This window comes from Rathayibacter iranicus NCPPB 2253 = VKM Ac-1602 (assembly GCF_003149025.1).
Lineage (GTDB): Bacteria > Actinomycetota > Actinomycetes > Actinomycetales > Microbacteriaceae > Rathayibacter > Rathayibacter iranicus.
In genome coordinates this window covers 66,227-88,088 of sequence record NZ_QGDV01000013.1, presented here as the reverse complement: position 1 = coordinate 88,088, position 21,862 = coordinate 66,227, and the positions used below count along the sequence as shown (strand labels likewise).

The following is a 21,862-nucleotide window of genomic DNA, read 5'->3' as shown; positions in this document are numbered from 1 at the left end:
ATCACGCTCAGCGATAGTGTCCGCATACTTATTCAACTGCTCGTTGATGTTCACCAACAGCTCCTCGAACTTCTTCACGCTCTCAGACAGCTGGTTGTACTGCGCGAGATACGCCTGGAACGCCTGACCCTTCCACTCCTCACCAATGATCGAATTCATCTGATTCACCTTCTGAAGAGCCTGCTCGATCTCTTCCTTCGAGCGGGTATACACCTGAGCCTGCTGCTTCAACTCTTCCGGCGTCACACTAATCTGAGCCATGAAACGCTCCCCTTCGTGATATTGGCCGAGACCGTAGCACGCCGCCAACACACGAACAGGAACCCCGGCAATCGTCACTGTGCATCCCCACACCTCGGCCAAGGACTCAGAGCGGTGCTGCTCTCGGTGGCTCCGCCTACATGCACACAGCTTGCTGCGGCGGCCGCAGGCAGATTCCCCGTCATCCCGGCGTTCCACCAGAAAATTCAATTGACTCCAGAGGCACGGCAACCGCCGATCGCTGCCGGAGAGGACACCCGAACTAGTGCCCCAGCCATCGCAGGATAAGGTCCGCCACGACGTCGCCACCCAGGCACGAAGTAAAACACCAATGGCGCAGACCGCGAAGGACCTAGCATCTCGGAGAACCCGATCGCGAACGGAACAGAGGCCTATGTAAAATACTCTTGAATGCTCAACGAAGATCCCACCGACCTGCGTATTTGCGGCACTTGCCCTGAATTTTGCATAAGCCTCGTTGATCAGTTCGATGGCAAGAATATTTATGCTCCGGACTCAGCGAACCTGACGGCGCAGGAGCGGGATGACATGGTTAATTGTCAAATTCAGGTCGCGGGCGCGCTTGCAGGCCTAGCGTCGAGGTCGTGGGCGGGAGTGCTTAAAGCGATCGGATCGGCGAATTCGGCCACCACCGGCCCCTGCAAGGCCTTTTGGGACGAGACGGCCGCTCTTCGCCCATCAAGTGCCTGGACATCACAACGAGAAAGAGAGACGACGATGACTCAGGGATGTAAAGCGATACTCCTGCTCATCGGAGGGCTGCTGGTGACGGGAGCCAGCCTCTCTCCATGACGGTCCGCCCGAAGCAGTCGATTTTGCGGTGACGCACTAGAATCGGTTTGTCCTGTGCAGGTCGACGGAAGCGGTGGAGCGGTGAAGACGAGGGTCATCTTCTACCTTCTGGGCGGTGTGTTCGTGCTCGGCGCGGGAATCAATTCCGTTGCGAGCACCGGCTTCTCCGTGCCGAATCTGCTGACTCTGCTCTGCGGCGTCCTCATCCTGGCTATCGCCGGCTGGCAGGCCGCCCGCTCCTGGCGCTCCGACTCCTCCGACCGCGATGTCGAGCCTCCCCGCTGACAGAACCACGACCGGTTCGGTAGACCGGGCACTACCTCGAATGTCCACCGTGCTGCACTGACGGCCGCGCCGCGTTCTGGTGCGATGAAGCCATGACTTCTCACGCGCTCGTCACCCCACGGCTCCCGGCTCCCGGGTTGCCTGCCAGCGGGGCGCTCACCCCCGGACATCCGACCCGCGCCGCCGCTCCCGGGCGGCTCGCACCCCTGGGCTCGCCCCGATCGATCGCCGCACCGCGCGGTCACCGGTCCGAAATCGCGGCGCTGCGGTTGCTCGCCATCGCGAGCGTCGTCGTCTACCACTACTGGCCTACTGCGCTACCGGGCGGCTTCGTCGGGGTGGACGTCTTCTTCGTGATCTCGGGCTTCCTGATTACGTCGCACCTCGTCCGCGAGCTCGACGAGACGGGCCGCATCCGGCTCCGTCGCTTCTGGCTGCGTCGGGCGGCCAGGCTGCTTCCGGCCGCGCTGACGGTCATCGCCACGGTCGCGCTGCTCGCCCCGATCATCCTGCCCGTGATCGACCGCGACGGAACCGCCGTGCAACAGTTGTCCTCGATCTTTCTCGTTCAGAACTGGGCCCTGGTCTTTCAGGCGGTGGACTACCTTTCGGCCGGGGCCGCGCCCACGGCGCTAGAACACTTCTGGTCGCTGTCGACGGAGGAGCAGTTCTACGCGCTCTGGCCCGCGGCACTCGTGGGAGTGGCCGCCGCCGCTCGCGTACTGCGGATTGATCGCCGACGGGTCAGGGCCGCGGTGCTCGTGCTGGCCGCCGGCTCCTTCCTCCTGTCGATCTGGCTGACGGCCACGGCTCCCGGAGCCGCGTACTTCAACACGGGTGTGCGTGCCTGGGAGTTCCTCGGCGGGGCGGTCCTCTGCTTCCTCCCACAGCCGCCGGCGCGCGCGCGACTCCCTCTGGCGCTGGTCGGCGCCGCGCTGCTCGGTGCGGCCCTGGTGTTTGTGACTCCCGCTCTGGCCTTCCCCGGCTGGATCGCGGCCATTCCCGTCGCAGGAGCGATGCTCGTCATCGCGGCGGGGACTCCCGCCGCGGGCTCCCGGCTCGCTCGCGCGTGCGGGCATCCGATCATCGACTACGTCGCGACCCGGTCATACGCGATTTACCTCTGGCACTGGCCGGTCCTCATCTTCGCGCCGGCGATCGTTGCGGGCGCCGGGCAGTCCCGTCCGCTCTCCGCGGCGTCCCTGCTCGTTGTCCTGGCCATCGCCGTGATGCTTGCAGAGCTGACGCATCGGCTGGTCGAGAACCGGTTCCGGGCGGGTGCACGATGAACCGCTTCCCGCCCCGCGGCCCGCTGGGTAAGTTCCGCTCGCCGATCGACCGGTCGCTCCGGATGGTCGCCGTCCTCGCCCTCGTTGGTGTCCTGGCGAGCGCCGTGCAGTTGGCGCGCTCGCAGGCCGAGCTCGCCTCCCTCCGCACCGACGTCTCCGCGCGGCTCGCCGCCGACGACCCCTGCGCGGGAGCGCGTGCGATGAGTGGGCAGTCGTGCTCCGACCGCTTCGAGCTTCCGCGCGACCTGGAACCGGCCGTGTCGGCGGCCGACGTCGGCGTGGTCGAGGGCACTCCTCCGTTTCTCGGAGGATGCGCGCACCACCTCATCGGGACCGACGTCCTGAACAAGCACTGCGTCTGGAGGACACCGGGGGCGACGAAGACGATCGCGCTCGTCGGCGACTCCCACGCGGCCATGTGGGCTGACGGTCTGCTCGAGGGTGCGGACGCACGCCACTGGAATGTCGAGGTGTACTTCCACGGCGGCTGCTTGCTGTCAGATGTCAGCGGTCGCGCATCCCAGGCCGTCGTCTCGTCGGCGTGCAGTGCGTGGTCGGCCTGGGTCGGTGACCAGTTGCGGCATCGCGACGACCTCGACACGGTGGTCTACGGCTCCCACGCCGCCGCCTACGTGCAGGAGCGGACCGGCGTCCCGGACGCGTCGGAGGACGTCGTCGACTCGGCCGTCGCGTCGATCTCGTCGTGGAAGGACGCCGCCCGCCGGGTGCTGATTCTCCGCGACGTGCCCAATCCGGGGTCGGATGTCCCGCGCTGTCTAGCGTCGACCGTCTCCGCCGGCGCGCGGAGTGACCCCTGCTCCGTCTCCCGCGGGAAGGACGCGCCCCTCGACGACCACGAGTCCCAGCGGATCGCCGCGAGACTCGGTCTCCCGCTGATCGACACGACGGATCTCTTCTGCGACGCCGCGACCTGCCACTCCGTCATTGGCGGGGTCGTCGTCTACCGCGACGACGACCACCTCACGGCAAGCTTCGCTCGCACCGCGGGCGCCGCGCTCGCCGACCGCATCGACCGGGCTGCGGGGCTCTCATGACCGCTGCGCGGGGGGACGCCGTCAGGCTTGTCGCCGTGGGTGACAGCATCACGCGCGGGAGGTCCAGCTCGCCGTGGCTGCCGCTGGTCGGCGCGGCGCTGCCTCCCGGTTCCGCGACCACCAACGCGGGTGTGGACGGCGACCGCGTCAGCTCCGCGCTCCGACGCCTGCCGCGCCGCGCGCTCGGGGAGGCGACCCACGTCGTGGTCCTCCTCGGCACGAATGACATCCTCCGGCAACTCTCGAACGCACGCCGACGCGGGCGGTTCGTGAAGCGGACCGGCCGGGCTGTCTTCGAGCAGGCTTTCCGGAGGGACCTCACCGAGCTGGTTCGCCGACTGCGGCACGAGTCGACCGCCGCGGTCGCTGTGGGCTCGCTCCCTCCGGTGGGAGAGCACGGCTCAGACGACGCTGCCCGGGCGGTCAGTGCCGTGAACGCAGTGATTCGGGCAGTCTGCGGCGACGCGGGTGTGACCGTTCTCCCCCTCCACGAGCGCTTGGTGGCATTGCGGCAGAGGTATGCGAGCGCCGCGGGGCCGTCGTTCTGCGGCTCTCGGATGATGATGCGCGCCGCCGTCCGACGTCGGATCCTGCGGTGGAGTTTTACGCAGTGCGCCGTCGCCGAGGGTTTCGTCGCGCTGAGCGACGGAATCCACCTCTCCGAGAGTGGCGCTCGGGAGCTGGCCGCGCTCGTCTCCGGCTGGGTGAGCGAGTCGGCGGCAGAGCGCGCAGGCGACGCGACCGAGTGAGCGCCGGGTTTCTGCGGGCGGGCGCCGCGGCCGGCGGATGTTGCTCCGCTCAGACTTCGCCCCGGGTGAGCAGCAGCCGGTAGGGGACCGCGCGCTCCACCCGCCAGCCCTCGGGTGCGACCGCTCGCAGCTCCGCAGCGGTGAAGCTGCGCCGAACCGAGAGCGAGCCGTCGTAGTGCAGGAACGAGCCCGCCGCGAGGGGGCGCGTCGCGAGGAGGTAGGCCGTGTACGCGAGGCGTGAGCGCTCGATGTCGTTGTGCAGCGCGCGCGGAGCGAGGCGTTCGCTGTCCCGGAGGAGCGCGGCGAGGGCTTGGGGGCTCAGATGGTGCAGGACGTGGTTGGAGGTGACGAGGTCGAATCGCGCGCCTTCGGCGACGAGGTCGGTGCTGCTCGCGAGGCGGAACTCGACTCCGGCCGGGGCGGGTGTCGAGGTGGCGAAGGCCGAGGCGCGCTCGTCCGGATCGACGGCGGTGATGCTCAGGCGCAGGCCGTCCTCGCGCGCCCAGCCCGCGAGCGCGCGCGCGACATCGCCGCCTCCCGACCCGATGTCGAGGAGGCGGAACGGCGCGTCACTGCGCAGCAGCAGCGGCCGCACGCGCGAGCGGTACAGGCCCCGCCAGCCGGCCACGAGCCGGTTGACGGTGCCGAAGCGCGCGTAGGTCGCGTCGAGCAGGGCCCGGTCGCAGTCCGGATCGTCCATCAGCTCCTGCGCCGAGACCTCCCGGCGGCGCAGGTCCGGAACGAGGGGAGCGCGCATCGTCACTCCTCGCCCCACTTGGTCAGCAAAGCGAGTTCGACGGTGAGGCCCGGACCGAAAGCCATCGCGCCGATCCGCTCGCCGTCGGCTGCCTCGCCGTGCAGGAGCCGCCGCAGGATGAACAGGACTGTCGCGCTCGACATGTTGCCGTGCGTCCGCAGCACTTCGCGGGAGGGATGCATCTGCTCGTCGTCGAGGCCGAGCGAGGTCTGCACTTTGTCGAGGATGCTCCGACCGCCGGGATGGATTGCCCAGCGCGCCACGTCGTCCATCCCGACCGCGGCGCTCGCGAGAAGCGGAGCGACCGCCGCCTCGATGTTCGCGCCGATGATCGACGGCACGTACGTGCTCAGTCGCATCGAGAAACCGTGGTCGCCGATGGTCCACGCCATCTCGGTTTCGCCCTCATCGGTCAGCGTCGTCGCCAGTGCGTCGAGCTCCAACACCGGCGTGCCGGGAGCGGGCGGGCGCGCAGTGACGACTGCCGCGGCGCCGCCGTCGCCGAAGACGGACGTGGCGACAATCTGCTCGGGATCGTTCGAACTGGTCAGGTGGATGGTGCAGAGTTCGACCGCGACGACGAGGACCACCGCCTCCGGATCCGCTTCGCAGAACTGTCGAGCCGCCCGGAGCCCGGGGAACGCGCCGTAGCAGCCCATGAAGCCGAGGTGGAAGCGCTGCGTCGAGGGAGCGAGGCCGAGCCGACGCACGAGCTGGTAGTCGGGGCCGGGCGCGTAGAAGCCGGTGCAGGAGACGGTCACGACGTGGGTGACGTCCTCCGCGCTCACCGACGCTGCCGTGAGCGCGCGGTCAGCCGCCTGGATGAAGAGTTCGGGAGCGCTCTGGGTGTAGAGAGCATTGCGCGCAGCGGTGCCCGGATCGAGGACCCGACCCTGGGCCGCGTCGTAGAAGACGCTGTCCCCCTCCCGCTCGACGCCATCGAGTTCGTCGACCACGGTGCCTCGGGTGTCGATTCCGGACGCGTCGAACGCGGCTCCGATCAGGCGGGAGCCGAGTCGGCTGATCCCGGGCTGCTTGCGGAAGAGGTCGCGGGCCTCCGGCTGGCGCAGGACGGTGCCCGGCACCGCTGTCTCGATACTGCGGATATGCACGCTCACCTGCGCGAACCTATCGCAGGAACGCGCGAGTGAGCGACGCCCTGGACCGCGATCAGAGGATCGGCTTTCCGCCGGTGACCGCGATCGTCGCCCCGCTGATATAGCTCGCGTCATCGGAGGCGAGGAGGACGTAGGCGGGCGCGACCTCGGCTGGCTGGCCGGGTCGACCGAGCGGGACCTGCTCGCCGAACTCAGCGACAGCCTCCTCGGGCATGGTGGAGGGAATGAGCGGCGTCCAGATCGGGCCGGGGGCGACGGAGTTGGCCCGGATTCCCTTCTCGCCCAGTGCTTGGGCGAGGGAGGCGGTCATGCTGAGCATCGCCGCTTTCGTCGCCGCATAGGGCAGCAACTGGTACGACGGCTGGTCCGACTGCACCGAACTCGTTGCGATGATCGACGCGCCCACCGTGAGGTGCGGCAGAGCTGACTTCACCAGGTGGAAATACGCGCTGACATTCGTCGCGATCGTGCGGTCCCACTCCTCGTCGGGAATATCGGTGACGCTCTCGCGGCTCATCTGGAACGCGGCATTGCTGACCAGCACCTCGAGATGCCCGAAGCGCTCCACCGTCTCGGTCACGACGGAGCGGCAGTGCGCCGGGTCTTGGAGATCGCCGGGCAGCAGCAGCGCCTCGCGGCCCGCCTGGCGGACCCACTTCGCGGTGTCCTGGGCGTCCTCATGCTCGTCGAGGTACGAGATCGCCACGTCGGCGCCCTCGCGGGCGAACGCGATGGCGACCGCCTTGCCGATCCCACTGTCGGCTCCGGTGATGAGGGCGACTTTGCCGCTCAGGCGGCCAGTGCCGATGTAGCTCGTCTCGCCGTGGTCGGCCTGCGGCGTCAGCTCGGCCTCGGTGCCGGGCGGCGTCTGCTCGGGTAATTCCGGAGTCATGGCTCTCCCTCGTGTGATGGCTCCATGCAAGCCGGTGCACGCAGGAGCGCGTAGGGGGTTGACGGCGGGCGTGCGGTGACCGAGCTCGAGTGCTCGACAGTGGACCGTGGCTGGGGTGTCATCCGGTTGTCAGAATTCACGGACGGCCGCGCGCAGTGCCACGATGGGCCGATGAGCGCTAGACACCAGCCCGTCGTCGTCCTCGCCGGGGCGAGCGGTTTCCTCGGGACGGATCTCGCCCGGCGTTTCACCGCCGACGGCTGGAACGTCAAGCGGATCGGCCGCTCCGGCCCGGACGGGCAGTGGGGTCACACGGCCGGAATCACCCGCGTGCTCGACGGTGCGCGCCTGCTCGTCAACCTCGCAGGCAAGAGCGTCGACTGCCGATACACACGGGCGAACCGCGCCGAAATCCTCCGCTCCCGGGTGGAGACGACCGCCGAGCTGCACCGTGCAGTCGCGGCCGCGGCGACGCCTCCGCTCGTGTGGATGAACGCCAGCACCGCGACGATCTACCGGCACGAGGAGGAGCGGGCGAACACCGAGGACGAAGGCGTGCTCGGCGAGGGCTTCTCGGTCGAGGTAGCACGGGCGTGGGAGGCGGAATTCTTTTCCGGGGAGACGCCCGGCCTGCGGCGTCTCGCGCTGCGGATGACGATCGTGCTCGGCGAGGGGCCGGCGACGGCGATCCTGCTGCGGCTGGCGCGGATCGGTCTGGGCGGTCCACAGTTCGACGGGCCGTGGCCATCGACGCGCGAGCGGCGGGAGGCGGGGGTGCACCACGAGTACCGGCGCACGCTCGGACGGCAGCACTTCAGCTGGATCCACGTCGAGGACGTCTACCGCTCGATCCTGTTCCTGTTCCTGGAGGAATCACGCTTGACGGGACCAGTGAACCTCGCGTCGCCGAATCCCAGCGACAACATCGAACTCTCTCGCCTGCTTCGCGCCGCGGTCGGGCGCAGAATCGGCCTGCCCGCGCCGCGCTTCGTGCTCGAGCCCGCGACCTTCCTGCTCCGGACCGAGACCGAACTCCTGCTCAAGAGCCGCTGGGTCGTTCCCGCCCGCCTCGAGGAGTCCGGATTCTCCTTCGCTCACCCTCACCTCGCCGAGGCCCTCCGCGCCGTCGTCGCCTCCCGCTGACCCTGGTCACGCCGGCGCCATGCCGTGCAGGGAGCGAGACGGACGACTAGTGCCGCGCGACGCGCAGAGCGATGTCGCGCCGATACGTCCCGCCGTCGAGGTGGATCAGGTCGAGTGCTCGGTAGGCCCGCTCGCGCGCCTCGGTGAAGTCGGCTCCTCGGGCCACGACATTCAGCACCCGGCCGCCGGTGGCGACGAAGCGACCATCGACGATTTGGGTAGCGGCGTGGGCGAGCGTGACTCCGGGGACCGCGGCCGCCGCGTCCAGCCCGGTGATCGTGCGCCCGGTGACGGCGTTCTCGGGGTAGCCCTCGCTGGCCAGCACGACGGTGACGGCCACGTCGTCAGAAAACGCGGGCCAGGGAACGGAGGCGAGCGAGCCAGTGGCGGCCGCATGGAGTAGCGCGGACAACGGCGAGGAGAGACGGGGGAGGACGACCTGCGTCTCGGGGTCGCCGAAGCGGGCATTGAATTCGATCACGCGCAGCCCCGCATCCGTGACGATGAGACCGCAGTAGAGGAGCCCGATGAAGGGGGTTCGCTCGCGTTCCAGCTGTCGAATCGTCGGAATGGCGACCGTGTCGATGACCTCGTCAATGAAGGCGCGCTCGCTGCTCCACCGGTCTGCGAGCCACGGGAGCGGTGAGTAGGCGCCCATGCCGCCGGTGTTGGGACCCTCGTCGCCGTCGCCGAGGCGTTTGAAGTCCTGCGCGGGGGAGAGGGGGACCACGTCGTGACCGTCGGAGAGGAGGAACAGCGAGACCTCCTGGCCGGCCAGGAACTCTTCGATCAGGACGTCGCCCGACTGAAGCCAGAACTCGGCGTGGGCGATCGCGGCGCTGCGCGACTCGGTCACCAGGACGCCCTTCCCTGCGGCGAGCCCATCTGCTTTGACGACCGACGGGAGTCCGTACTCGTCAATGGCGCGCGTCGCGTCCACGAGGGTCGAGACGCGGGTAGCCCGGCCGGTGGGGACGCGGGCCATGTCCATCACGCGTTTGGCGAAAGTCTTCGAGCCTTCGAGAGCCGCGGCGCCGCGGTCGGGTCCGAAGGTGGGGATGCGGCGGCGGCGGAGCGCGTCGGCCACACCGGCGACCAGCGGCGCCTCCGGGCCGATCACGACCAGCTCGACGCCCTGCTCCACTGCGAACTCGCTGACGAGGCGCGGGCTATTCGTGTCAAAGTGGATCACCTCGACGTCGCGCGCGATGCCCGCATTGCCCGGGGCGGCGATGATCTCGTGCTGCGCCTGCTCGGCGAGTAGAGCGGTGATGATGGCGTGCTCGCGGGCACCGGAACCGAGAACAAGGATCTTCACCCTCACAGGATAGGCCCGCCCTGCCGCCCTTCGCGGGAGTGGACGAAGGGCGGGAGCGGGGGAGGATGGGGTGTGGCTAAGGGCAGGATCGATGAGATGGGTGGGCAAGCGGCGGTGCGGGCGGCGCTCGCCGGCGGAGCGGACCGGAACACGACGGCGGTTGCCGTGCGGTTCTTGCTGCAGATCATCGAGACGACCGTCCCCGGGCGCAGCGTCGAGGTGCGCGTCCCCCCGTTCGGGGCCGCGCAGTGCGTCGAAGGACCGGGCCACACCCGCGGCACGCCGCCGAACGTGATCGAGATGGACGCGGCGACCTGGCTTCCACTTGCCACCGGCGCCCTCTCCTGGAACGACGGCCTCGCGAGCGGGCGGATCCACGCATCGGGCGTCCGCGCTGACCTCTCGCCGTTCCTGCCGATCCTCCGAACCACGGGGCCGACGCCGAGTTAACTTCTCGTAAACGCGGTGTCGATCCGAGGCCGGAGGGTTTGACCTGGAGTACGCCGTCAGGTTGGCTGGGAATATCCCCCTCACGCGGCGCGAATCCGCTTCGGATTGTCCGCTCGATGCTTGGAGAACTCCACCAGATGCGAAGCTCTGCCTTCGGCCGCCCCGGCCACTCCCGCTCCCTCTCCGCTGCGATCGTCGGCGTTGTCGCCGCTGCGGCACTGCTCGGAGCAGCCCCCGCCTCGGCGGCCGACGAGCGCGTCATCGACGTGTACACGATGAACGACTTCCACGGTCGCCTCGAAGCCTCGGCCGGTTCGAGCGTCGAGGGCAGTGTGCCCGGCGCCGCGTCGCTCGCCTCCGCGTACGCCACCCTGTCGGCGGGGAACCCCACCGGCTCGATGCTCGTGTCTGCGGGCGACAACGTCGGCGCCTCGACCTTCACCTCGCTGGTGCAGAACGACGACCCGACCATCGACGCGCTGAACCTGATGGGCGTCTCGGCCTCGGCCGTGGGCAACCACGAGTTCGATAAGACCCGCGAAGACCTCGACGGCCGGATCATCCCGCGCGCCGACTTTGAGTACTTCTCCTCGAACCTCCTCGAGAAGGGCACGGGCGAGCACGCCTACGCCCCCTCGTTCGTCCAGGACTTCGACGGCGTGACGGTCGGCTTCGTCGGTGCGACCACGGCGAGCCTGCCGGACCTCGTCAGCCCCGCCGGCATCGCAACCCTCGACGTCGCTCCGGTTGTCGACTCGGTGAACGCCGAGGCGGCCCGCCTGCAGGACGGCATCGACGACTCTGCCGACTCCTCCGTGCCAACGGCGCAGAAAAACCTGGAGGCCGACGTCGTCGTTGCCGTCGTGCACGAGGGCGCAGAGACCGCGGACGCTGACTTCGCCGACGCGGGCAGCACCTTCGGCGCAATTGTGGACGGGATCGGCGACCAGGTCGCCGGCATCGTCTCGGCCCACACTCACCAGGCGTACAGCAAAGACGTCACCCTCCCGAGCGGCAAGACGCTCCCGGTCTTGCAGGCCGGCCAGTATGGCAACCACCTCGGGCACCTCGCCATTACCGTCGACCCGGCCAGTAGGGATCTCGTCTCGGTGACCTCCGAGCTCATCGACACGCTGGCGCCGGTCGAGGTGACCGACCCGAAGACGGGCGTCGTCTCGACCGTGTATCAGCCCCGCTACGCCGCCGACTCGACTCCGATCGGGCGCGATGTCGCCGCGCTCGTCGCGGACGCTGTCGCGGTGGCGGAGGTCAAGGGTGCGGTTCCGATCGGCTCCGTCACCGCCGACGTGCGTCGCGGTGTGCAGTCCGACGGCTCCGAGAATCGCGGAGCCGAGTCGACCATCGGCAACCTGGTCGCCGACGCGCAGCTCTGGGCCACGCAGGCCGACCTCGGCACGCAAATCGCTTTCATGAACCCGGGCGGCATGCGCCAGGACATCCTCTTCGCGTCGAGCGGCGCGAACGACCCCGACGGCACCGTCACGTACAAGGAGGCGGCGGTCGTCCAGCCCTTCGCCAACACGCTCGTCACCCAGACCCTGACCGGCGCCCAGATCACGACGGTGCTGGAGCAGCAGTGGCAGCCGGGTAAGACGCGTCCGGAGCTGCACCTGGGTATTTCGGCCGGCCTGTCCTACACCTACGATCCGGCCGCCGAGGTCGGTTCTCACATCACCGGCGTCTTTTTCGAGGGCGAGCGGATCACCGACGACCAGACCTTCAAGGTCGTCGCCAATTCATTCCTCGCGGCCGGCGGCGACAGCTTCACCGAGCTGGCGAACGGGACCGATAAGGCCGACTCCGGCCGCGTCGACCTGAACGCTTTCACCGAGTACATGGCCGCGTTCTCGCCGGTTTCACCGGCCCCTGCCACGCGCTCGATCGGTGTGACCGAGACGAGCGCCGAGGGCGATGACACGCTCTCCTATGCCCTGTCCTCGCTCGATGTCAACAACTCCGCCGTCCGCGACGACGAGGTGCAGGTGCTGATCGACGGAGCGCAGGTCGCCAGCGCCGCGATCGACCACGCTGTCGTCTCGACTACGGACGAGCAGGGCCGCGCCTCCGTGAGCCTCTCGACGGTCGGGCTTACCGCCGGCGAGCACGAACTGCGGTTCTCGCTCCCGACGACTGGCGTCTCGGTTCTCTCTACTCTCACAGTCGCGGAGGGTGCCCCTGCGTCGCCCACTCCGGCGCCGGTCGAGACCGTCGCCCCGACGAACCCCGTGACCACCGTCCCGGCAGTGCCGGTGGCCTCTGGCGGATCGACGCACCACCTCGCCGAGACCGGGGTCGATGCGACGCCCGCGTTCACTGCCGGGATCGCGGCACTCCTGCTCGGGCTGGGTATGACGGTGGCGCGCCTGCGTCGCCGAACCGCCTCGAAGTAGCGCCGGTAGAGACGAAGGGCCTTCGACTCCGGTCGGAGGCCCTTCGTCGTGCGCGGGCTGCGAAACGCGAGAACGCCGCCTCCCTCAAGGGAGACGGCGTCGAAACGTGATGAGGTGCTATCGCGGAGCGCGGGCTCAGCGCTGCGCGGGGACCTGACGGTAGCCGTCGCGGCGGGCGACGAGCACCGTCGAGACTGTGCCCCATGCGGCGAGGCCACTGATAACGACGAGGAGTGCGATGCTCATGAGTGTTCTGCCTTTCGTTGCGGCGGTATGTGAACCATCCACCGGGATGCTGGGTACAACGTCCACTATCAGCCCGCGCGTTCCTTAGGACAATCGAACTGTTCTTGCGTTGACGTGTAGCGTTCCTACATGGACGTGCGCCGATTAGAACTGCTGAGAGAACTGTCGATGCGCCGCTCGATCACGGCGGTCGCGGAGGCCACCCACCGCACCCCCTCCGCGGTCTCGCAGCAGCTCAAGGTGCTCGAGCGCGAGGCGGGCGTGCCGCTGATCGAGCGGTCGGGACGGGGAGTCGTGCTCACCGCGGCGGGCCGGGAGCTAGCCCGCAGTGCCACCGAAATCGCCATCGCGCTCGAGCGGGCGGACGCGGTCTGGCAGACGTTCAAGAACAACCCGATCGGCGAGGTGACGATCGCGACGTTCCCGACCGCCGGCCAGATGCTCCTTCCGAACGCCCTCGTCGCGCTGCGCAGCGTCGAGGGACTCGTCGTGCAGTGCGAGGACGCCGATCCCGGCACCGACGAGTTCGCCGATCTGACCGCCGACTTCGACATCGTCCTCGCGCACTCACCTACGGGCCGGAGCGCATGGGCCGGCCGCGGGCTGGCGATGGCCGAGCTGATGGTCGAGCCGCTCGACATCGGGCTGCCGGTCGGTCATCGCCTCGCCGACCGCGCGACAGTCTCGGCGGCCGACCTGGTCGGCGAGACCTGGATCGGTGTCCCGGATGGCTTCCCCTTCGAACGTGTCATGCAGGACATCGAGACCGCGTCGGGAGAGGCAGTCAGGGTGGAACAGCGCTTCGCCTCGACGCGCGTCACGGAGGCGTTCGTCGCGGCCGGCCTGGGCATCGCGGTGCTGCCGCGCTACACCGCGGGAGGCGTGGGTGTCGTCGTGAAGCCGCTGCGCGGGGTGAACTCGGTGCGGCACATCGTTGCGCTGATGCGACCGGACCGGGCGGAACGGCTCTCGGTCCGCACCGTCGTCCGAGAGCTGCGCGCGCAGGCTGCACGACTCGTCCATGCGCTCTGAGCGTCCGTGGGCCGGCTCAGGGAGTTCGGTGCGCGTGCCCTGGCGGGGGACAATGGAGGAATGACCGAACCGCTCGACTCGTCGCCGCGCCCTGAGGTCTCCCGCGAGGAGGTCGACGTCCGGCGCTCCCCGCGCGTGTGGCGCATCCTGGCGCTCGGTGTCGGGCTCGGCGCAATCGTCGCCTTTGTGCTGACCTTTGCGCTCCCCGAGACCGAGGGGTTCTCGCAGGCTCAGGTCTTCGGGTTCAGCCTGCTGCTCTTCGTCACTCTGTTCGGCGCGCTCGCGGGGCTCGTCGTCGTGCTGCTCGATCGGGTCGTCGGTCGGCGCGTGGTGCGCACGACGGCGGAGCGGATCATCGAGCGGGAGGAGTCGGCGGCTTTGATCACCGACGAGGGTGACGCGGCGACTCCGCCCGAGCGTGACTGACCCCACCCGGTCCGCCGCGTGGTGCCTCAGCGCCCCCGGCGCGATGCGCGGCGACGGGTGCTCGAGCCGGAGCGTCCACCGGCCGCGCGCTGTGCTTTCTGCGTCTTCGAGACGCGTCGGGCGATGTACGTAAGCAGGAACGGCAAGATGCGGTAAGACACGGGAACTCCTCGTCTGGATGCGCGGACGTCGCGCCTTCCGATCATGGAGCGGCCCGTCCATCCCCGGCAGCGGTTGCGTCCAGCCTGTGCCTGTGCCCAGCCCTCGCCTGTGCGGAGCCCTCAAGAATCGCCGCCTTCATATCGGTGACCTCCTGGTAGATCAGGTGGTCGGCGCCGATCGCGTCCGCGATCTTGGGGTGGTCATCGTCCCCGGAAAGTCGGTCACGTTGCAAAACCTCTGTACGGGGAAGCTCAAGCTGTCGATGCCCCGGGCAGAACGAAACGGACGCTTTCGACTCGAAGCATCGTGAAGGGGTCGATGCACGGGACGGCCATAGCGGCACAGGCATCCGGGATCTTGATCTTCCGGGTTGCGTTCGGCGCCGCCTTCTCGTGGGTCACCACTGTGTGACCATGCGCGTGAGCGTACGCCACAAGCTGGAAGTCCCCGACGCTGAGGAACTGGCTTACGGCGACCGGAGTGAAATTCGAACTGTTTGCCTAGGCCGAGACTGCGGCGAGGCTCGGTAGCGTCGCCTGGTCCATGCGAAGGAACATCGGGCTACGACCGCCCGCCCAAGCCGACAGCTCGTCCGCCATCAAACTTGAAGACCTGGAGAATCCTTCACAACGACTGCCGCCGCCCCTACGAAACCTTCGCAGAAACCATCACCACCATAATCAGCCTCGAATTCTACAGGAAACGTTTTGAATAGACCTCATAGAGGCTTATGCAAAATAGTTTCACGCGCTCAACGAGGGTGTCCCTGACCAGGGGTTTTGTGGCGCTCGGGCGAGTTGTGTGTGAGCCTCATAGTACCCGGCTTCCTCGAGGCGCGTCACAGCCACTCAGCCATCTCCCTACTTGAATCCGCACTGCAACTCCTATCCGTTTGAGCGTCGAGAGCGCAGCACAAGATACGTCGCCAGAAGAGCCAGCCCCGCAGGAATCGACGGCCCAGACCATAGGCAGATGACGACCGGCCACGGGGCTCCAGAAAGCCACTGACCATACGGACCATTCAACAGCGTGACCTCCGCGATATTCAACCCGGCCCCGGCGACGGCCAGCACCGGGAACGACCAGTAGGTGCGGGTTACGCCATGCCTTCGCAGCGTTGCAGCTGTCCAGAAAAACCCACCCAAGGCTACGCCAAATAGACCCGATGCGGCGAGAATGCCAGGCACACCTAGTTCGCTTGTGCCCGCGGGCAGGGTGATGCGGAGCGCGAGGATTGCATAAAAGAGCACCAGGACAGCCCCGCAGAACACCGCCCCGGCTGCAGATAGGCCGACCGCCCGCACAGCATTAACTTGACTTCGCACTGGAGCGGCCATCAACGGAAGCTCTGGTGCCAGCGCTGAATCAGGTAGTACAAGTACATCCTCCTTCGGCCATAAACCAAGTCTCCGTTGTAGCCAACCAATGCGGCCATCACCTGGCTTGGCGAAAGCGTGCGCATTGCGGTCGCAGCAACCAGCGTGCGCGTGTTGGCCTCGTACATCATGACGAACATTGCCGTACGGATATTGAACTGCTCATCGCCGAGCTTCTGCCACATCTCCCAAACGTCTTGCCACTTGTTCGCATCATAGACACGGTCAGTAAGAATGCCCGCAGACACCGCCCAATTACGGGACTTGATAGCCGTCCGAGCAAAGATCTGGCATAGTTCGGTCGAAGAATCGTCATGCATGATTGCTGGCGCTGGACCACCGGCCTTCCACGCGTAGTACTGCACCACCAAGTTGTCCGCTGCTGCATCGGCCGGCGTCCACGCCAATCCCTCCCAGATCATTGGCGTGAGGATCAGTGCTTTGTACACGCTGTACGTCTGCGCGAGTCCTTTGATAAAGGCGTCGTGCCGGAATACCGCGTCCTTCACGCTCTGGCGATTCGGCAACTGAATAGTTCGCTTGAGATCGTCGTCGGCCCACGTCTGCGAATTTGCAAACCACGCGGCTTCGAAAGAATCCTTCTGTGCCGCGGGAATGAGAGGATCAGCTCCAAGATTCGTGGCGGCCGCGAGTGCTGTGACACCGGCGGCGCGAGACGACGCGATGTTCTTATCGATCTCGATCGAGTTCTGGCCGGACGCTTCGGTGCACGTCTGGACCTGGTCAAATGCCCAGTTCGTCGGGAGTGTTTGGCCGATGTTCCCGCTGTATCCGGTGGACAGGTCTGAAACAAAGCTCAAGACCGCGTAACCGGCCGCACTTACTCGTTTGCATACGTTCCTCGGTCCGTACACACCGACACGGAACGAGCGGCCAAGCGCGCTCAGATTCGCGTTTACCGCCTGAAAATAGGGGATGATTTTATCCGTCACCTCCCAGTCGTATGCGTCATAGTCAACTGTAAAATAGATCACCGTGTTTGCCGGAATCTGGTACGCGATCGCAGCGGCCGCGGCCTCTTCCGCGACTTCCTTCCCGCGCGCAGCGGTGAAATGCGATGGCTCCGCTCCACCGGTCTGGAAGATCGGAAACAGTTTGCCTCCCGCGGCGATAATCCTGGCCGCCTCGCCGACCTTCAGACACTTGTCCGGATCCTGGTCCGGCGTGTTCGTTAAGTAACGGCCAAAGTATATGTAGCCGCGGTTGCGAAGCAGCGAGATCTTCTCCGCCGAAAGTGTGGTGATGCAATCAGCCGCAGTACCGGGCCGATCCGGATCCCCGGTGCTGACCAGTAACGCTCCCCACGTCTGTAGGTTGCCTGTGCCAGTTACGGGTAGGCCGGCAAACGCCTGGAACGTGTTTACGAAGCCGGCAGTCGTTGAGGTGTAGCTTCCGCTCCAGGTCGTTGCGTACCCGTTTACTTTGAGCATCAAGTGGAACAAGCGCACGAATATTTTGCTTGAGTCTACGGTTCCCGCGACCAGATTCGCGTTTGTCGTGAGGCCTGACTTTGTGCCCGGACCGAACAGTCCATTCGCAGTCCCGTCTGGCATGCCGATTTCGTACTGGATTGCATACATGACGGCACGATGCGTGTCTCGGAGGAATATTCCGTCGGCCGCTACAAGGTAATAGTCTTTACGGGCAAGGTACCGCCCGTTCATAGCCCGTTGACCGTCGCGGATGACCGAGCTTCCACCTGAGAGGAGCGTTGCCGCTTCCATTGTGAGCAGGAATTTGAATAGCTTCGGCGGTAGTTCAGCGGAGGTCGAACTAAGACCGAGATCGTCACGAAGCGCTTTTGTAGCTTCTTGCGTCGTTACGTTATAGCGGCCCGACAGGCTACCATTGTCCGCGTTGTATCCTTTGCAATACAACGCGCCCTGGGCAATCTTTACGATGTTCGAGGCAGGTGCCGCCGGAGACGGGTTAGTCGCTGTGACTGAGCCGTATGCAGTAAGAGCTGCGAGAGTTCCATCACCGAAATTGTCTGACAGGGGAGATATACCTAGCTCGAACTGCAGTGCTCTCGTCAGGGCGAACATCGTGTCCCAGCCGGTCTGCCCGTTTACTAAAATGGGAAGGAAGCCGGGTCGATACCCGTAGGTATCCATGTACCATTGCTGTGTCTGCTGAACCCAGGGATCACCCATAGTTGTTTCTCTCTCTTAGTTCTGGCCGCCGTGTCCAGTAATCTACGCGGTCGGCGCCGCGAGGTAAATGCTCTCTTGCATGCCTGCGCCGGTCAGCGGGATAGACGCCAGCTTCCCGGTCATACGCATACCCGCTGTTGACTCCGCGGGGAGAACCGCCATTCGAGGCACGAAGGTGCTGTAGGCCGTCGGCTCGGAGTCCGATACTTCGACTGCGTTTGCAAAGTCGAGGCGATCACCCGCGGCGAGAGGTTCCGATAGGGTGATGATGACCTCGCGGATTCCACTGCTCGAAGTCGATTCGATGGAGGTGGCCGAGGAATCTTCCAAGACGTCCGGCCGCGCTTTAGTTGCGGCCGCATCTCTTCCTGGTTCGAACGTTTTGTCGAGTGGTTGAACAAGCTGCGGCGCGTTGACCACATCAGCGTGGTTCAGCTTGATTGTGGAACCCGCGGGTGCGTCCGAAGGGCCCACACTGACGACCGACGTGAGCGCTGGAACGATCGCACCGCGGTAGCAGATCCAGCTCACCGACGCCTCGACTCCCCAGGGAGAGCACTCGACACGCTGCAGCTCATCAGCCCAGCTCTCGGTCCTCAATTCATCGAGGTCTTGCAGGGCGATCGCAGACTGCTTCACATCGCTCAGGTTGTCGTTCGGGTACAGGTCGATAGTCTCGATCCGAAATACGAGCTCGGATGTTCCCTCAGGCACCTCAAGGCTCGCCCTCCCGTCACCTGAAACGTCGTATTGCACCTGTTCTGTTTCGTTACCGCCGACACAATAGGCCGGCTGTCGAACGGAGAATAGGCGACTGTCCCAGGTCATCGAGAACTGGAGAGGGCCAGTTCGAGGATCGAATGCAACACGCGTGGGAAGTGCGGCGGTGGATTCCGTGCCCCAATCATCCGAGTAGTACTTTGCCGTCGTAAGTGACATGGCCGCCGGCGCAAACGTCGAGACGGCGGCTTCTATGTCGAGCGTCTCGGCTGCGCTCGCGACTCGCGGGCTTAGGCCCCACAGCGTCGTGGTCGTTATGCCAACTCCACTAACCAAAGCGCGGCGAGATAATTCAACATTTCGAAGTGACTTCATTATTTCCATTTCTTATTTCTTGGGTAGGTCCTCGCCGTGGTGGTTGCTTCATTACGATTCTGACTCGCTGCAGCGTGGTCGTGCCCAGTCGTTTCATGAGTCAGTCGGGCGGTATCTGCCTGGTCGTTCTGGCACGACGGAGATCTGGTGCCCCTTCGCTCGCCGTCGGTCCCGCCTCCGACGGTCTCAATGCGGTATGTCCGGCGGCTAGTTAGCGGTTCGACTTCGGCACAGCCCGGGCGTGTCGAGCGAGCGTGCCCTGCCGGGAGGCTGCCCCGTGGGTCGGGTAGGCTTGGCCGTTCGGGAGGAGCGGTCTTGGATGCTGACGAGTCGGATGCAGCACTTTGGCTCGAAGCGGTTGCTGGCGCTGAACGTGCTTTTGCGGCGATCTTTGGCCGGCATCGTGCCCGCGTCTTCCGGAAGGCGTACGCCCGGGTGCGGAACGTTCACGACGCGGAGGACGTCGTGGCGATGGTCTTCTTTGAAGCGTGGTGCCTGCGAGCGAAGGTCCGGATTGTCGACGGTTCGTTACTTCCTTGGTTGCTTGCTGTGACGACCAACGTGACCTTGAACAACGATCGTGCCGCGCGGCGCTACCGTCGCCTGCTGGCCAAGGTGCCGGAGGCGCCGCAATCCGATCCGGTGCCCGAGCTCGACGAAAGACTCGACCTCCGAGAGCGCACCAACCAGCTCACTCAATCGATCCGTCGTCTGAGCCAATCAGAGCGCGTGGTCGTCGACCTGTGTCTCATTGAGGAGCTGACGATGACTTCGGCCGCGTCAGTGCTGGATGTCCCGGTTGGGACCGTCAAGTCGCGGTTGTTCGCAGCACGCCGAAAGCTTCGAACTTATCTGGGCGATCAGGAAATACCACTACTAGTAGTAGATGAGCCGTTGACGGGAGAAACCACGCATGGGCGCCGATGAAGTTGAGATGACTCCTGAGCGCACCGACGCCATGAGGTGCTCCATTCTTTCTGGACCACCGCGGAATTGGTAGGATTACCGCGTTGATCGAAAGGATTATCGGGATGTCCAGTTCCCGTGGGAAGTACTCCCCGGAGTTCCGCGCGGAGGCCGTGCGCGAAGTCATTGATAAGTCGCGACCTGTCGCCGATGTTGCCCGGGAGCTCGGACTCGTCCCGCAGACTCTCACGAATTGGGTGTCAGCACATCGCTGCGCGGGTAGCGAGAGCGAAGAAGAGTTGACGGTACAAGACCGCGCGCGGATCAAAGAGCTTGAACGTCGGGTACGTGAACTGGAAGAGGAGAATCGTTTCCTGGGAAAAGCGTCCGCGTTCTTCGCGAAGAAGTCCCGCTGACTACCAAGTTGGAACTGATTCGTCGCGAAGAACGCGACCTCACCCCCACGATATCGACCCGCGAGATGTGTCGACTGATCGGCGTGAACAGGTCCGGTTACGACGAATGGCGCGACCGGAAAACCTCGAGAACAGCGAAGTGGCAGAGGGAGATCACCTCTCTCATCCGGACAGCGTTCGACGCGTCAGACGGCACCTACGGCTACCGTCGCATCGCCGCACAGCTCGCGCGTTGGGGCGGCCAGTCGCCCACGAGACCGTCCGCCGGCTCATGCGCGCCGCAGGCCTGGAGCCCTGTCAGCCCAAGCCCTGGCGACCCACGACGACGATCCCCGGTGACCCGGCAGACATCCCCGACCTCATGAAGCGTGACTTCACGGCAGAGTGACCCGGTTCCAAGTGGGTCGGCGACATCACCTCTCGTCGCACCTGGGAAGGCTGGGAGGCTTATTCAGAGCCCTGCCAGGTCGCTACGAAACCCCTGATCAGCGCGGGTTTCCAAGCCGCGGATCGTGTGGTCTGAATAAGCCTCTGGGTATACCTCGCGACCGTTCTTGACTGCTCTTCGAAGAAAGTCGTCGGATCTGCGCTCGCTGACCACATGCGAACCGAACTAGTCACCGAAGCACTCGACATGGCTGCCCGCAATCAACCCGACAGGCTCAGCGACACCATCTTCCACAGCGATCGCGGATCCGTCTCCGCCTCGGCCGAATTCGGACAGGTCGCGAAAAAGCTCAACATCCGACAATCGATGGGTCGAACCAGCGTCTGCTGGGACACTGCGTGGGCCGAATCCTTCAACGGCACCCTCAAGAACGAACGATGCAACCGGACCCACTATCCAACGAAAGAGAAAGCGATCCGTGAGCTGCCCCATTCTTTTTTGGACCACCGCGGAAGTGATAGTATTAACGCGTTGACCGAAAGGATTATCGGGATGTCCAGTTCCCGTAGTAAGTATTCTCCGGAGTTCCGCGCGGAGGCCGTGCGCGAAGTGATTGATAAGTCGCGTGCTGTCGCGGACGTTGTCCGTGAACTCGCACTCGCTCCGCAAACCCTCGCGAATCGGGTAGCGGCGTACCGCCGCGCGAATACCGAAGGGGAGGAAGAGCTGACCGTCGCCGACCGTACAAGAATCACAGAACTCGAGCGCAGGGTACGTGAACTCGAGGAGGAGAACCGTTTCCTGGGAAAAGCGTCCGCATTCTTCGAATCCCGCCGCATAACCAACTATTCACATGGTCCAGAAAACGTTGGGCGGCTCACCTGACCTGGGGTATTGTGACGCTCAGGCGAGTTTTGCGTAAGCCGCAATGTGCGGCAAAGTTGCGACCCTTCCTGCATCGCTCGCCTCGCGCCGCACGCCGATAGTGACAGGAACCACTGACGATGAGCTCCTCGCGGACGCGTCCTGCGACACTCCCGAGCAGGTGTTGACCCGCCCGGCTCAGATCGGGTCGCGCCGCTGAGGGGCGATTTCAGCTC

21 protein-coding genes and 1 pseudogene are annotated in these 21,862 nt (G+C 65.7%); 14 read left to right on the top strand and 8 right to left on the bottom strand.

Going from position 1 to position 21,862, the window contains the following annotated elements; translation table 11 throughout:
• A partial coding sequence (locus tag B0H03_RS12755; protein WP_109714896.1) for a WXG100 family type VII secretion target occupies positions 1-261 on the bottom strand: 261 nt, incomplete at its 3' end.
• A gap of 411 nt (positions 262-672) precedes the next feature.
• On the opposite strand from B0H03_RS12755, the gene B0H03_RS16275 reads away from it, so the two are divergent.
• The 5 genes from B0H03_RS16275 (at position 673) to B0H03_RS12735 (ending at position 4,452) form a co-directional block, all read left to right on the top strand.
• A complete protein-coding gene (locus tag B0H03_RS16275) occupies positions 673-1,074 on the top strand; it encodes a hypothetical protein (protein ID WP_127844042.1) in 402 nt (133 codons plus the stop codon).
• A gap of 54 nt (positions 1,075-1,128) precedes the next feature.
• On the top strand, positions 1,129-1,359 hold the full coding sequence (locus B0H03_RS12750; RefSeq protein ID WP_104265997.1) for a hypothetical protein: 231 nt from the start codon (positions 1,129-1,131) through the stop codon (positions 1,357-1,359).
• Positions 1,360-1,451: 92 nt separating this feature from the next.
• Positions 1,452-2,648, top strand: coding sequence for an acyltransferase family protein (locus B0H03_RS12745; protein ID WP_104265998.1), 1,197 nt, complete (start codon positions 1,452-1,454; stop codon positions 2,646-2,648).
• On the top strand, positions 2,645-3,703 hold the full coding sequence (locus B0H03_RS12740) for an SGNH hydrolase domain-containing protein (protein WP_104265999.1): 1,059 nt from the start codon (positions 2,645-2,647) through the stop codon (positions 3,701-3,703). Before B0H03_RS12745 ends, B0H03_RS12740 begins: the two co-directional genes overlap by 4 nt.
• A 35-nt stretch (positions 3,704-3,738) precedes the next feature.
• Positions 3,739-4,452, top strand: coding sequence for an SGNH/GDSL hydrolase family protein (locus B0H03_RS12735; protein WP_160487358.1), 714 nt, complete (start codon positions 3,739-3,741; stop codon positions 4,450-4,452).
• A 49-nt stretch (positions 4,453-4,501) separates the two neighbouring features.
• Here B0H03_RS12735 and B0H03_RS12730 read toward each other — a convergent pair whose 3' ends face one another.
• Genes B0H03_RS12730 through B0H03_RS12720 form a run of 3 tightly spaced genes read right to left on the bottom strand, consistent with a single transcriptional unit; the run spans position 4,502 to position 7,219 of the window.
• The gene (locus B0H03_RS12730) at positions 4,502-5,209 is read right to left on the bottom strand and encodes a class I SAM-dependent methyltransferase (RefSeq protein WP_104266001.1); all 708 of its coding nucleotides are present in this window, start codon (positions 5,207-5,209) and stop codon (positions 4,502-4,504) included.
• A 2-nt stretch (positions 5,210-5,211) separates the two neighbouring features.
• Positions 5,212-6,327, bottom strand: a complete 1,116-nt coding sequence (locus B0H03_RS12725) for a type III polyketide synthase (RefSeq protein WP_104266002.1) — start codon at positions 6,325-6,327, stop codon at positions 5,212-5,214.
• Positions 6,328-6,379: 52 nt separating this feature from the next.
• Positions 6,380-7,219, bottom strand: a complete 840-nt coding sequence (locus tag B0H03_RS12720) for a glucose 1-dehydrogenase (protein ID WP_104354400.1) — start codon at positions 7,217-7,219, stop codon at positions 6,380-6,382.
• Positions 7,220-7,390: 171 nt separating this feature from the next.
• Between B0H03_RS12720 and B0H03_RS12715 the strand changes: the two genes are divergently transcribed.
• Entirely contained in the window at positions 7,391-8,362 is a 972-nt protein-coding gene (locus B0H03_RS12715) for an epimerase (protein ID WP_104266018.1), read from the top strand.
• A gap of 46 nt (positions 8,363-8,408) precedes the next feature.
• On the opposite strand, the gene purD is transcribed toward B0H03_RS12715, so the two are convergent.
• Positions 8,409-9,680, bottom strand: a complete 1,272-nt coding sequence (gene purD, locus B0H03_RS12710) for a phosphoribosylamine--glycine ligase (protein ID WP_104266004.1) — start codon at positions 9,678-9,680, stop codon at positions 8,409-8,411.
• A gap of 72 nt (positions 9,681-9,752) precedes the next feature.
• Here purD and B0H03_RS12705 point away from each other — a divergent pair, with 72 nt between their 5' ends.
• The 4 genes from B0H03_RS12705 (at position 9,753) to B0H03_RS12690 (ending at position 14,245) form a co-directional block, all read left to right on the top strand.
• Positions 9,753-10,130 (top strand): sterol carrier family protein, encoded by a 378-nt coding sequence (locus B0H03_RS12705; protein ID WP_104266005.1) that lies wholly within the window; start codon positions 9,753-9,755, stop codon positions 10,128-10,130.
• 137 nt (positions 10,131-10,267) lie between these two features.
• Positions 10,268-12,541, top strand: coding sequence for a bifunctional metallophosphatase/5'-nucleotidase (locus B0H03_RS12700; RefSeq protein WP_104266006.1), 2,274 nt, complete (start codon positions 10,268-10,270; stop codon positions 12,539-12,541).
• 375 nt (positions 12,542-12,916) lie between these two features.
• Positions 12,917-13,819, top strand: a complete 903-nt coding sequence (locus B0H03_RS12695) for a LysR family transcriptional regulator (protein ID WP_104266007.1) — start codon at positions 12,917-12,919, stop codon at positions 13,817-13,819.
• 60 nt (positions 13,820-13,879) lie between these two features.
• The gene (locus B0H03_RS12690; RefSeq protein ID WP_104266008.1) at positions 13,880-14,245 is read left to right on the top strand and encodes a hypothetical protein; all 366 of its coding nucleotides are present in this window, start codon (positions 13,880-13,882) and stop codon (positions 14,243-14,245) included.
• 413 nt (positions 14,246-14,658) lie between these two features.
• On the opposite strand, the pseudogene B0H03_RS17510 reads toward B0H03_RS12690, so the two are convergent.
• The 3 genes and pseudogenes from B0H03_RS17510 to B0H03_RS12670 all read right to left on the bottom strand — a co-directional run.
• A pseudogene (locus B0H03_RS17510) lies at positions 14,659-14,889 on the bottom strand (DUF4411 family protein); the annotation flags it as partial.
• Positions 14,890-15,743: 854 nt separating this feature from the next.
• Positions 15,744-17,957, bottom strand: a complete 2,214-nt coding sequence (locus B0H03_RS12675) for a glycoside hydrolase domain-containing protein (RefSeq protein ID WP_104266010.1) — start codon at positions 17,955-17,957, stop codon at positions 15,744-15,746.
• Positions 17,958-17,999: 42 nt separating this feature from the next.
• Complete coding sequence (locus B0H03_RS12670; RefSeq protein ID WP_133248944.1) at positions 18,000-19,052, bottom strand: hypothetical protein; 1,053 nt, start codon at positions 19,050-19,052, stop codon at positions 18,000-18,002.
• A 315-nt stretch (positions 19,053-19,367) separates the two neighbouring features.
• On the opposite strand from B0H03_RS12670, the gene B0H03_RS12665 reads away from it, so the two are divergent.
• The 4 genes from B0H03_RS12665 to B0H03_RS12650 all read left to right on the top strand — a co-directional run bounded on the left by B0H03_RS12665 (position 19,368) and on the right by B0H03_RS12650 (position 21,647).
• Positions 19,368-19,979, top strand: coding sequence for an RNA polymerase sigma factor (locus tag B0H03_RS12665; RefSeq protein ID WP_160487359.1), 612 nt, complete (start codon positions 19,368-19,370; stop codon positions 19,977-19,979).
• A 104-nt stretch (positions 19,980-20,083) separates the two neighbouring features.
• The gene (locus B0H03_RS12660; protein WP_104266013.1) at positions 20,084-20,374 is read left to right on the top strand and encodes a transposase; all 291 of its coding nucleotides are present in this window, start codon (positions 20,084-20,086) and stop codon (positions 20,372-20,374) included.
• A gap of 65 nt (positions 20,375-20,439) precedes the next feature.
• Positions 20,440-20,739 carry an IS3 family transposase gene (locus B0H03_RS17505; RefSeq protein ID WP_104266014.1) on the top strand — a complete coding sequence of 100 codons (300 nt, stop codon included), beginning with the start codon at positions 20,440-20,442 and terminating at the stop codon, positions 20,737-20,739.
• Between the two features lie 158 nt (positions 20,740-20,897).
• The gene (locus B0H03_RS12650; protein WP_241560516.1) at positions 20,898-21,647 is read left to right on the top strand and encodes a DDE-type integrase/transposase/recombinase; all 750 of its coding nucleotides are present in this window, start codon (positions 20,898-20,900) and stop codon (positions 21,645-21,647) included.
• Positions 21,648-21,862: the final 215 nt, after the last annotated feature.